The following is a 12,227-nucleotide window of genomic DNA, read 5'->3' as shown; positions in this document are numbered from 1 at the left end:
GAGTTATGCGCGATCATTCTCACCACATCGAGCTGTCGCGGCAGGATGCCGTCGATGCCATGCTGGCCAAGCTTGCCTCGCTTGATTTCACGGCGGCTTCGGGTCTGGGCCGCCGCATCGAGCAGGTGCCGCTGAGCCAGGCTTATGGACGCGTGCTCGCTCGCGCCATGCGATCCCGTACCGACGTGCCCAACACGCTCAATTGCGCCATGGACTCCATTGCGGTGCGCTGGGAGGCTTTCGAGGATCTTGACGAGGGCGAGCTGCCCGATACCTCGCATTGGGTGCGCGGAGTCGACTGGGAGTTCGCGAACACGGGCACTGCTATGCCGGCCGGCTTCGACACCGCCATCGTAGTTGAGCACGTAACCGTTTCGGAGGACGAGCAGCGGGTGGTAATCGATGCTGCTCCCTCGGAACGATTTGCCGGCACACGGCCCCAGGGGTCTGTGCTGCATCGCGGCGAAACCGTGGCGGAGGCCGGCACCCTTATCACTCCCGATGTGGCTGCCCGAATTGCGGGAGCAGGTCGCAGCGTGGTGCCGGTGGTGGCTCGTCCGCGCGTGGCTTTCATTCCAACGGGAAACGAGCTCATACCGCCGAATGTGCCTTTTTGGCCGGGAAACCCTGACAAATATGCTGGTTGGGGACGCACCTATGAATCGAATAGCCTGGTAGTCCAGGGAAAAGTGGAGGCGTGGGGCGGCATCTATGTGCCCTTTGATATTGTTCCCGACAATCCGCGGGCCATTGGCTGCACTATCGACCTTGCCCTTGAGGTGGCCGATATCGTGGTGCTGAATGCAGGGTCTTCCAAGGGGTCCGACGACTGGTCGGTAGAGGCCCTGGAGAAACGCGGCGAGGTTATTTGCCATCAAACCAACCATGGACCCGGACATCATAGTTCCTACGCTGTGGTGGAGGGGAAGCCCATTGTGGGTATTTCGGGCCCGGCAGGAGGCGCCTCGTTCACGCTGAACTTTTACCTGCGTCCTCTTATGCGTGCTTTCCTGGGGCTTGATCCTGCTCCCGAGACCGTGCCGGTTCGGCTGGCCGAGGCATTTCCCGTTCGCCGCAAAAAAGACGCTCGCGCCGGCGAGGAGCGTCCCAGCGTGGCGGGTTCTGTTTTCTACGGCATCAAGTTCCTGTCGGTTGCCCCCGACGAGCAGGGCCAGCTGTGGGCCACGCCTATCAACGCGCGACCCGGCCTGGGCGCTTCGCCGGCCAATGCGGCCAACGCCTACTATATGCTTCCCGACGGTCCAGGGATCGAGCCGCCGGCCGTCGGCGACGTAATCCACGTGGAAATGAGGTAAATAGTCCGCGGGTTGACCAGGTGTGCGATAATCGCACTTATGCATCTTAAGGCGGACGGACGAAAGGTGCCGTTCGCCTTTTCATTTCAACGAAGGGAAAGCGAGGTTGCGGACGTATGTCGGAGGACAAGAAGAAAGCCACTGATTACGCTGCCATGGAACGCCCCATTTTCGAGGCATGGAAGGACGCGGGCTATTTCCAGCGCACGCCGGGGTTCGGCGAGCATGCGGATGAGTCCTACACCATCGTCATTCCGCCGCCGAACATCACGGGCGTGCTGCACATGGGCCACGCTTTGAACGACACCATTCAGGACGCCTGTATCCGCCGCGCCCGTATGCGCGGCTATCAGACGCGCTGGATCATCGGCACCGACCATGCGGGCATCTCCACCCAAACTAAGGTGGACAAGCGCTTGGCCGAGCAGGGTATCTCCCGCCTGGAAATTGGGCGCGAGGCCTTTATCGAGGAGTGCTACAAGTGGTATCGCGAGTACGGCACCACCATTGTGAACCAGATCAAGGGCATGGGCTGCTCCTGCGACTACTCCGACGAGCACTTCACCTTGGAGCCGGCCTACGTGCGCGCAGTGCGCAAGCTCTTCGTGGATTGGTACAAAAACGGCCTCATCTATCGCGGCAAGCGCATTGTGAACTGGTGTCCCAGCTGCACCACGGCCATTGCCGACGACGAGGCGGAGTACGTGGACGAGGCCGGGCATCTTTGGTACCTGCGCTATCCGTTGACCGAGCCTGTGGACGGCTTGGAGTACCTAGTGGTGGCTACCACCCGTCCCGAGACCATGCTGGGCGATACCGGCGTGGCGGTGAATCCTAAGGACGAGCGCTTCGGCCACCTGGTGGGCAAGACGGTGAAGCTGCCCCTGGTGGATCGTGAGATCCCCATTTTCGCCGACTGGCACGTGGACACTGAGTTCGGCACCGGCTGCGTGAAGGTCACGCCGTCCCACGATCCCAACGACTGGGCCATGGGCGAGCGCAACGGCCTTGAGCGCATCAATATTTTCGACGAGACGGCCCATGTGGTGGAAGGTTACGGGAAGTTCTCCGGCATGGACCGCGACGAGGCCCGCGAGGCCGTCGTGGCCGCCTTTGACGAGCTGGGGCTGCTCGATCATGTGGAGGATCACGACCACTCGGTCATGACCTGCTATCGCTGCCACACCAAGCTGGAGCCTTGGGAGTCCGAGCAGTGGTTCGTGGCCGTGGACGGCCTGAAGGAGCCCGCGGCCCGCGTGGTGGAGGACGGCTCCATCCAGTTCCACCCGGCTCGCTGGAAGCAGGTGTACCTGGATTGGCTGGCCAACCTGAAGGACTGGTGCATCTCCCGTCAGCTGTGGTGGGGCCATCGCATCCCCATGTTCTACTGCGACGCTTGCGGCTGGGAAGACGCCTCAGTGGACGAGATCGAAGTATGCCCCGTCTGCGGTGCTCCGGTGCGCCAGGATGACGATGTGCTCGATACCTGGTTCTCCAGCCAGCTGTGGCCCTTCGCCACCATGGGTTGGACCGAAGAGGGCATGGACGCGCCGCAGATGCGCAATGCCTATCCCACCCAGGTGCTTTCCACGGCCCGCGACATTATGGGTCTGTGGGTGGCCCGCATGGTCATGTCCTCCATGTACTGCTGCGACGAGAAGATTCCCTTCGAGGACGTTATCATTCACCCGACGGTAATGGCCGCCGACGGCAAGCCCATGTCGAAGAGCCGCGGCAACGGCGTCGATCCGCTGCGCCTGATGGAGGACTACGGCGCCGACGGCATGCGCTACGGCCTGCTCATGCAGGTGACCGGTGCCCAGGATATGAAGTTCAACGAGGCCAAGCTGGAAAGCTCGCGCAACTTCGCCAACAAGGTGAAGAACGCCAGCCGCTTCGTGCTCATGAACCTCGAGGGCTTCGAGCCCGGCGAACCCGAGCCCACCACGCCGGCCGATCGCTGGATCTTCAGCCGTCTGGCGAAGATTGTGGCGGCCGTGGACGCCGGCTACGACAACTTCGAGTTCGGCGACATCACCCGTGAGCTCTACGGCTTCGTGTGGAACGAGTTCTGCGACTGGTACATCGAGTTCTCGAAGGCCCGTCTGGCCGCCGATGCCGATCCGGCGGATCGCTTGGCCTGCCAGCGCAACCTGGTGTTCGTGTTGGGGCAGATCCTGCGTCTGTTGCATCCCATCATGCCGTTCATCACCGAAGAGGTGTACGGCGAGCTGCCGCATGGCGAGGATGACGCGCCCATGATCATTGTGGCTCCCTGGCCCGACGCGAAGGCTCTGGCGGCCTATGTGGACGAGGATGCTGAGCGCGCCATTGCCATGGTGTGCGAGGTGGTGGGCGCTATCCGCTCCACCCGCTCCCGCTACGGCATTTCGCCTAAGGTGGCCCTGCCGGTGGCCGTGAAGGTGGACGCCGAAAACGACGCAGCCCTGCTGTTGGCCCAGGCGCATCTTATTGGCCAGCTGGCCAATGTCGAAGAGTTCGACGTGGCCGTGGAAACCTCCAAGCCGGCCGAGTCGGCCGTGGTGCTGGGTACGGGACTCGAGGTGTACGTGGTGCTGGCCGGGCACGTTGACTTCGAGGCTGAGCGCGCCCGCTTGGTGAAAGAGCGCGACGGTCTGGCCAAGGACGCTGCCAAGTTCGAGAAGAAGCTCTCCAACCCGGGCTTCCTCGCGAAGGCCGCGCCCGAGATTGTCGAGAAGGACAAGGCGAAGCTGGCCGACCTGACCGACAAACTGCAGCGTCTGGAAGCCCAGATCGCCGAGCTGGGGTAGGGGACTGCTTCGGGTCCAATGCGGTGCGGCGAGCACGCTTAAGGGCTCACGAGGCCTCAAATTGTTGCATGAGAAGGGAGCCTGCCAGCTCCCTTCTTTGCTTGTAGCACGCTATTTTCTCCTTGTTTCCGCATTGCTACCCTGTGAGGATGCAAACTCTGGTTTAATAGACAGAACGCCCTAATCGATGGGGGCGAACTAATGGACGCTCGGGTACTCAACGCCCGGGCGGGAACCGCGCAGGTGCTCTGTGTGCACCCGGCGCAGGAAAGGAGATCTATGAACATCGTATTGCCCGACGGCTCCACGAAAGAGCTGCAGGACGGGGCCACCGTTGCCGACGTGGCTGCCTCCATTGGCGCAGGGCTGGCCAAGGCTGCTCTGGCCGGCATCGTGAACGACGAGCCCGTCGATCTAACCGCCCCCGTGGCCGACGGCGACTCCGTGGCCATCGTCACCGCGAAAAGCGACGAGGGACTGGAACTGCTTCGCCACTCTACGGCCCACATCATGGCCGCTGCCCTTACCGACCTCTACGGCGACGTAAAGTTCGGCGTTGGCCCCGCCATCGAGAACGGCTTCTACTACGACGTGGAACTGCCCGAGGGCGTTACCGTTTCTCCGGACGATTTCGAGCGCATCGAGGCCCGCATGGCCGAGATCGTCGCTGCCGACGAGCCCTTTGTGCGCCGCCAGGTGACGCGCGACGAGGCCCTTCAGCAGTTCGCCGACCAGCCCTTCAAGGTAGAGCTTATCGAGGAGCTGCCGGAGGATTCCGTCATTACCACTTACTCCCTTGGCAACTTCACCGATCTGTGCCGCGGACCGCACCTGCCCAGTGCAGGCAAGGCGGGCGCCTTCAAACTTACCAAGGTGGCCGGCGCCTACTGGAAGGGCGATTCCGAGCGCGACATGCTCACGCGCCTGTACGGCACCGCTTTCTTCAAGAAGAAGGAGCTGGAGGAGTACCTGCACAACTTGGAAGAGGCCGAGAAGCGCGACCATCGCAAGCTCGGTCGTGAGCTGGGCATCTATATGATGGAGCCCATGGCCGGCGTGGGTCTGCCGCTGTATCTTCCCAAGGGTACGCGTGTCATTCGCACGCTGCAGGAGTGGCTGCGCCGCGACCTGTACGAGCGCGGCTACGAAGAGGTTATCACGCCGCATATCTACAATGCGGACGTGTGGAAGACCTCGGGCCACTACGGCTTCTACCACGAGAACATGTACTTTTTCCAGATCAACGAGGGCACCGACGAGGAGCCGCGCTACTCCGAGTACGGCGTGAAGCCCATGAACTGCCCGGGCCACGTCATCATCTACAAGAACGAGCTGCACTCCTATCGCGATCTGCCGCTGCGCTACTTCGAGTTCGGCACGGTGTATCGCCACGAGATGTCCGGCGTGGTGCACGGTCTGCTGCGCGCTCGCGGCTTTACCCAGGACGACGCCCACATCTTCTGCACGAAGGACCAGGTGGTCGACGAGGTGGTGGCCATCCTCGAGCTGGTGGACCATATCATGGACACCTTCGGCTTCACCTATGAGGCGGAAATTTCCACGCGTCCCGACAAGTCCATCGGCACCGACGACATGTGGGAGCATGCTACTGAGTCTTTGAAGGAAGCCTGCGCCCGTCGCGGTCTGGCCTACGAGATCAACGAGGGCGACGGCGCCTTCTACGGTCCGAAGATCGACATCAAGGTGAAAGACGCCATCGGTCGTACCTGGCAGTGCTCTACGGTGCAGATCGACTTCAACATGCCCATGCGCTTCGGGCTCACCTATCGCACCGAGGACAACACTGAAGAGACGCCCTGGATGCTCCATCGCGCCATCTTCGGCTCTATCGAGCGCTTCCTGGGCATTCTCATTGAGCACTACGCCGGCGCGCTGCCCCTGTGGCTGGCTCCGGTGCAGGTAGCGGTCATTCCCATCGCCGACCGCCACAAGGAGGCGGCGGCCGAGTTTGCCGGCGAGATCAAGGCCGTGGGCGGTCGCGTGGACATTATGGATGCCAACGAGCCCATGAAGGTGAAGATCGCCAAGGCTCAAGCCCAGAAGATCCCCTACATGGTGGTCTTGGGCGACAAGGAAGTGGAAGAGCGCCTGGTGTCCGTACGCGAGCGCTCCGAGGGTGATCTGGGCCAGTGGGATCGCGAGAAGTTCCTCGATGTGATCAGGGACGCTTCTCTCTAGACCATCGACAGATTCTATAGGTCGAATTTGGCCACATCCCCAAGCACCGAGGGTAAACTACCCTCGGTGCTTTTACTTTGTACCGCTGTTTTCAGCGGTGGTTGAGCGTAGAGGGGCACGGGGTGGTGCTCACCGAGTGGGGACTGTTTGAGCGATTGAGCATTACCCCGCGCCCCGACCTCGGCGACTCGCGATAGAAAGGGGCAGGAATGACGAGGAGATCCTTCACGACCTACGCGCAGAAAATGCGCCAAGCCAATCGGGAAGCCCTTGCTACGGTTGTGGCCCTTGTTGCCATTATTGTGGTGTGGTACGTGGGCGGCATCGGTTTGGCTGGGTGCGGCATTGAAGTGTTCTCGACGCCGCTGTGGATTATCGGCGGCACGGTGGGCACCTGGGTAGCGGCTATCGCAGCGGCGGTCATTCTGGCCAAGTGCGTTTTTGCTGATTTCAGCCTTGAGGACGAGGGGGAGAACGATGCCTAATTTCGCAGCCCTCATTCCCCTTATTCTGTTTCTGCTGGTGGCACTTGTCGTCAGCATTGTGGTGCGACGCCGCACTATGGCAGCGGGCGGCGGCTTCGTAAAAGAGTACTTCATCGGCAACCGAGCCCTGGGCGGGTTCGTCTTGGCTATGACCACTATTGCCACCTATGGATCCGTAAGCTCTTTTGTGGGCGGCCCGGGTCAGGCCTGGGAGACGGGTTTCGGCTGGGTGTATATGGCCGTGGTGCAGGTAACGGCTTTGGTGCTGCTCTACGGCATCTTTGGCAAGAAGATGGCGCTGGTGTCCCGCAAGCTGAACGCCGTAACGGTAGTGGACGTGGTGCGCGCCCGCTACGGATCCAACGCGCTGGCAAACTGCGCTGCCGTGGTGATTGTGCTGTTCTTCGCTGCTACCATGGTGGCCCAATTCGTGGGCGGCGCGAAGCTGTTCGAGGCCGTAACTGGTTATTCCTATCTGGTGGGATTGGCGCTTTTCGGTGTGGCTGTTATTCTGTTCACCACCATCGGCGGCTTCCGCGGTGTGGCGGTGACCGATGCGCTGTGCGGCGTCATGATGCTTGTGGGCATTGTGGTGCTGGCCGGCGGCATCCTTCAGGCTGGCGGCGGCTACGAGAACATCATGCAGTCCATTAAGGCCACGAGCCCTGCTATGCTGGAGCCCTTCAGCGACGGCACCATGCCTCCTTCACTGTACTTCACCCAATGGCTGCTGGTGGGCGTGTTCACCTTCGTGCTGCCGCAGTCGGTAGTGCGCACTATGGGCTACAAGGACGTTAAGTCGCTGCACTCCGCCATGATCTGGGGCACCGTGATTATCGGCGCTATGATGATCGGCGTGACGTCGCTGGGCGTGCTTTCTGCTGGTGTGCTGACGGAAGACTTGGCGGCCTATGGCGGCAGTGTCGACAACATCATCCCTTCGGTGATCGTGGAGTCGCTTCCGCCGGCGCTGGGCGGTATTGCCATTATTGGGCCCGTGGCTGCTTCTATCTCCACGGTGTCTTCGCTGCTCATTTCTTCGTCTTCGGCCATTATCAAAGACGTGTACCTGCATTGGTGCGATGAGCGCGGCACCGTCCCGGCTGAGCGTTCTATTGCGGTGTCCAGTCAGGTTATTACGCTGGGCATTGGCGTGCTGGTCTTCGTGCTGTCCGTTGTGCCGCCCGACGTTATTTGGAAGATCAACATGTTCGCCTTCGGCGGTCTGGAGACGGCGTTCTTTTTCGTGCTCGTGTGCGGCTTGTTCTGGAAGAAGGCCAACGCCACGGGGGCCCTGTGCTCTATGGTGGGTGGCGTGGTGGCCTATTGCGCTTGCATGGCGGTAGGTTTCAAGGTGATGGATCTGCACCAGATTGTTGTTGGCATCGCGGTGGCCGGCGTGCTGATGGTGATTGGCACTCTGGCGGGCCGACAGAAGCCGACAGCGGACCTGAAGGTGTTCTTCCCGGAGTAGTGTGCGGCGTGGTGAGCTGCGTGCGGACTCCTGGTGGCTTGTACCGACTTGTAGTGATTTGTGCCGACCCTTCGCCAGCTCAGCGCTCTGGCTGCGTGCTTGCTGAAATGCTGAGGCGTGGCTCTGGCTTGGGCTTCGATGCTGGTTGAAGCCGCACCGCGCTGCGCCCTGGATTCGAGGGTTGGTCAAAAACGGTTCGAGGCGGGGCTTTTGCCCGAAACGGAGCGATTAAGGTCGAATTTCTGCCGAGGCGGGGTTTTTGCCCGACAACTTCCATCGTTCGGGATGCCGATTGGTCAAATAAGCAGTGAATTCCATCAAAAACAGCGGTTGAGAGGCTCGAGGCGGGGGCAAAAGCCCCGCCTCGAGCCATTTTTGACCTTAAAAGCTCCGTTTCGGGCAAAAGCCCCGCCTCGAGAGATGTTTGACCAGGTTGTGGCTACCAAGTCAAAGGTTGCAGCCAACGAGAAGGGCAGCGACCAGGCGAGAAGAGCAGTGACCAACGAGAAGGGCGGTAGCCAGGCGAGAAGAGTAGTGGCCAAACAACAGAGGTGCCATCATTCGAAAAGAGCGGTGGCAAATGGAAGGGATGGCTACCATTTGAAAAGGCGGCGACCAAGTGAAACCTTCGCTTTGAGCGATATTCGGCCAGGTTGGCAGCGACCAGGCAAAGGATAGCGTACAAACAAAAGGGTCCGGATAATTCCGGACCCTCGATGCTTCTGATGCTAAACGTAGCAGGTGCGCTTTGTCTAACCCGCCGTCGCTACGAACGCGGGGCGCTGGGGCGCTGACCTCGAGAGGCGCTGCCAGGAGCGCGGCGCTGGCGCTGTGGAGCCGGGGCGCCCACGGGGGTGGCGCAGTAAGGGCACACCGTCCACGAGGGCTCGAGGGCGTGGTTGCAGCGGATGCAGAGGTTCTTCAGCTGCGTGTGGCAGTTGGGGCACAGCACGTAGTCGGCCTCAACGGGATAGCCGCAGGTGGCGCACTCGCCGTACTTCATGAGCTGGCGCTGCTTGAGGGCAATTTCCAACTCTTGCTCGTCGCGATCAAGCTGCAGCAGGGGCGGACGCAGCAGGCAGTAGGCAATGAGACCGAGCACCGGCACCAGGGCCACCACGGCCCAGATGTACCACTGGGCACCGCGCATATAGGCATCGCGTACCACCCACACAATGGACAGGACGTACAGAATAACCAGCAGCACCACGACAACGGTGAACGCCGCCTGCATTTCGGGGGTCCAAAGCTGCGACAAAAGCTCGCTCATAGAAACCTCTTCTTCGTTTGGGCTCTCCAGCGCTAAAGCGCATGAAAACAACCTGATCAGTGCTTGGGCCATCATCATTGATGACACGATGACATATTATAGCAAAGAAGCCGCAGTGCCAGAGATTCCCGAAAGAATGCATTCCCTCGTCCGTCACTGGCACAAGTTGGCCCCCGCTTGCGGGGGCCAAGGGGGCGCGCTGGTAGGGGTAAGCGAGTCAGCCTCGTGCTTTGCGGGCGCGTGGTTGTCGCCTAGCGTGTGCACCAACCAGCTGTCCCGTGCATTCGAGCCTGGTACTCTGCGAACGAACAGCTATGCCACAAGCGCGCTTGTCAGTTGCTTGGCGTGCGCTACCTAGTGCTCCGCAGGCGCGTGATTCTTGCTGATGGCGCCCGTCAGGCAGCCGATGAGCACCAGCAGCACGAAGGTGGCCAGTACGATGAGCAGCGGCATGAACACGCCGGTGGTAATCAGGGTCAGGAAGTTGCCTGCCAGTGCTGCGCCGGCGTCCACTACCATGGCGGCCATACCGCCGCCGCCCCAGATTTCGGCCCAGGCAATAAGGCCGGTGGGAAGAAGCACGCCGCCGAGGGCAAAGCCGATGGTCAGCAGCGTGGGCGGCTTCGCCTTGGTGAGAGCTGCGGCCAGCTGGAAGATAGCAGCCAGGACGCCACCGAATACAAATGCGAGAATGAATCCTTCTAACATGGCAATCCTCCTAAAGCGCGAAAGCGACGATGAGCATGACGATGGCGATGGGGATAAAGCCGATGCCCACAATGGTGAATACCAGCTTGAACCCCTGGCCGATGGCCTTGGCCACCGAACCCGTGTGGGCCAAAACGCCTTGATAGCAGCCAGCTACGGCGCCGGCAAGGCCCGAAAAGGTGAGCATCATGCCCCAGCCGCCCCAGGCTTGCACGCGGTCGAACAGTCCCGACGGATAGGTGACCAGGGTAAGCAGACCCAGAGTCACCAGTGCGAAGGTGCTGTGCAGGTGCATGTCCACCATAGGCTGCGGTAGCACAGCGGCGTAGAGCACCAAGAACAGCTGGGTGATGACGCCCATAATGCCGCCGACCAAAAAGGCCTTTCCGATTGCTTTTGCCATAGTAATTCCCCTTTCAGGCAAGGGGCCCGCGCCGCCCTCCCTGCGGCACGGGCCCCAAGACAACTAGTAGTAGGCCGGGCTCAGATCTTTTTCGTACTGCGGGAAGAACCACACTTCCTTGCCGGCAATGAAGAAGAAGGCTTGCCACAGCGCCAAGCTGATGGCATAGGAGACCATCACGATGGCAAACAGCGGCCAGAAGTCGACCAGGGCAAAGGCCGTGGCGAGGCCGATGATGGGAACCACCACGCCCAGGATGAGCCACGCGCTGTACACGCCGCGGGTCTCGGGGCCGAAGGGGGCGACGTCGATGCGATAGCCCACACGGCTCACGAAGTAGGTGAAGAACAGCTGGCAGGCCGTGGCTGCCACGAAGAGCACGATGGTGGTGACCAGGAGCCCCACGGGAGCTGCGCCGTCGGCCAACACGGCCGCGAACAGCGATCCAAAAGCGCCACCTGACAGGAACGTCAGCATGAAGTTCAGGGGCGTGAAGACGTTGTCCCACGCCGGACGAGCCTTCATGCGGTAGGCCAGGGCCGTTACCCAGATAAAGGCGACGGAAGCAATCAGGCCGATGACCTCAAGAACGGTCATGGCCGCCTCGGGCATGGTGTAGAGCAGCCCGTTGGCGCCGATAATCAGGTAGCAGATGCCCACGGGGATGCAGGTGAGCATTTCCAGGGACAGGTGCGAGGTGGGGTTGCGCAGAGCGCCCAGGAAACGACCGGGCTTGCCCAGGTGGCTCATAGTGCCCAGCATGCCGATACCCAGAATGACGATGGTCACCAACGCAACGATGTTCATGGGAATAGCGCAGCCGAACACCCAGTTCGCTACCAGCGCCATGACGAAGGTGCCCATGCACATGCGCTGGCACATGGTGGAGTTGCAAAGCGGAATCTGAGGTCTCATAGTTTGCTGGCCCCCTTCCTGGGCTTGAGGTAGATAACCGAAGGCTTAGTTCCGAACTGGTCGTGCACCTTCATGGCGCGATCAGCGTGGGCGGCGTAATACTTGGCAATCTGCGTGTTCGGGTTGTTGATGTCGCCGAAGTAGCGGCAGTTGCCCTCGCAGCTCACCACGCAGGCGGGCATTTCTCCGTGCTCATGGTCGCGATGGGCGCAGAGCACGCATTTCTCCACCATGCCGGTGTTCGGGTTCTTGGTACGCACGCCGTAGGGGCAGGCCCAGATGCAATACTGGCAGCCAAAGCAGAGGTCCTTGTCCACCAGCACGATGCCGTCGTCGGTCTTGTAGGTGGCCTTGGTGGGGCACACGGTGACGCACAGCGGGTCGGCGCAGTGCTGGCATTGCTTGGGGAAGTAGAAGTAGTCGAGGTTCGGGAACTCGCCGACCGGCCCCATGGACTGCACCTGGGTCCAGAACACGCCGTTGTCCACATCGTTCTCGATCTTGCACGCTACTTGGCATGCCTTGCAGCCGATGCACTTGTCCAGGTCGATCAAGAGCGTGTACTGCTTGGGCTTGCCCGTCGCCTGAACGTCCTCGCGCCAGTAGTTTTCGTAGTCCTCGGGCGCAAGCTGGGGGACTTTATATTCCTCGGGGTAACTCATGAC

10 protein-coding genes are annotated in these 12,227 nt (G+C 61.1%); 5 read left to right on the top strand and 5 right to left on the bottom strand.

The features are described 5' to 3' along the window. Positions 1–5 precede the first annotated feature (5 nt). From PZH32_RS10010 to panF, 5 genes are all read left to right on the top strand, one after another. Positions 6–1,316, top strand: coding sequence for a molybdopterin-binding protein (locus PZH32_RS10010; RefSeq protein WP_275207949.1), 1,311 nt, complete (start codon positions 6–8; stop codon positions 1,314–1,316). Positions 1,317–1,432: 116 nt separating this feature from the next. Beyond that, positions 1,433–4,108, top strand: a complete 2,676-nt coding sequence (locus tag PZH32_RS10005; protein WP_275207948.1) for a valine--tRNA ligase — start codon at positions 1,433–1,435, stop codon at positions 4,106–4,108. A gap of 279 nt (positions 4,109–4,387) precedes the next feature. Beyond that, positions 4,388–6,307 carry a threonine--tRNA ligase gene (thrS, locus tag PZH32_RS10000; protein WP_275207947.1) on the top strand — a complete coding sequence of 640 codons (1,920 nt, stop codon included), beginning with the start codon at positions 4,388–4,390 and terminating at the stop codon, positions 6,305–6,307. Between the two features lie 209 nt (positions 6,308–6,516). Next, on the top strand, positions 6,517–6,792 hold the full coding sequence (locus PZH32_RS09995; RefSeq protein ID WP_275207946.1) for a DUF997 family protein: 276 nt from the start codon (positions 6,517–6,519) through the stop codon (positions 6,790–6,792). Next, complete coding sequence (gene panF / locus PZH32_RS09990) at positions 6,785–8,266, top strand: sodium/pantothenate symporter (protein WP_275207945.1); 1,482 nt, start codon at positions 6,785–6,787, stop codon at positions 8,264–8,266. Before PZH32_RS09995 ends, panF begins: the two co-directional genes overlap by 8 nt. Positions 8,267–9,032: 766 nt before the next feature. Here panF and PZH32_RS09985 read toward each other — a convergent pair. From PZH32_RS09985 to PZH32_RS09965, 5 genes are all read right to left on the bottom strand, one after another. Continuing rightward, positions 9,033–9,536 (bottom strand): zinc ribbon domain-containing protein, encoded by a 504-nt coding sequence (locus PZH32_RS09985; RefSeq protein ID WP_275207944.1) that lies wholly within the window; start codon positions 9,534–9,536, stop codon positions 9,033–9,035. Between the two features lie 354 nt (positions 9,537–9,890). Continuing rightward, positions 9,891–10,244, bottom strand: a complete 354-nt coding sequence (locus PZH32_RS09980; protein WP_275207943.1) for a hypothetical protein — start codon at positions 10,242–10,244, stop codon at positions 9,891–9,893. 10 nt (positions 10,245–10,254) lie between these two features. Then, positions 10,255–10,647 carry a SpoVA/SpoVAEb family sporulation membrane protein gene (locus PZH32_RS09975; RefSeq protein WP_275207942.1) on the bottom strand — a complete coding sequence of 131 codons (393 nt, stop codon included), beginning with the start codon at positions 10,645–10,647 and terminating at the stop codon, positions 10,255–10,257. A 63-nt stretch (positions 10,648–10,710) separates the two neighbouring features. After that, a complete protein-coding gene (locus PZH32_RS09970) occupies positions 10,711–11,562 on the bottom strand; it encodes a DmsC/YnfH family molybdoenzyme membrane anchor subunit (RefSeq protein ID WP_275207940.1) in 852 nt (283 codons plus the stop codon). Then, positions 11,559–12,224 carry a 4Fe-4S dicluster domain-containing protein gene (locus PZH32_RS09965; protein WP_275207938.1) on the bottom strand — a complete coding sequence of 222 codons (666 nt, stop codon included), beginning with the start codon at positions 12,222–12,224 and terminating at the stop codon, positions 11,559–11,561. Before PZH32_RS09965 ends, PZH32_RS09970 begins: the two co-directional genes overlap by 4 nt. Between the last annotated feature and the right edge of the window lie 3 nt (positions 12,225–12,227).

It is taken from the genome of Adlercreutzia equolifaciens, assembly GCF_029076695.1.
GTDB classification, from domain to species: domain Bacteria; phylum Actinomycetota; class Coriobacteriia; order Coriobacteriales; family Eggerthellaceae; genus Adlercreutzia; species Adlercreutzia equolifaciens_A.
The sequence above is the reverse complement of the archived record's forward strand: the minus strand, read 5'-3'. Positions and strand labels throughout refer to the sequence as shown.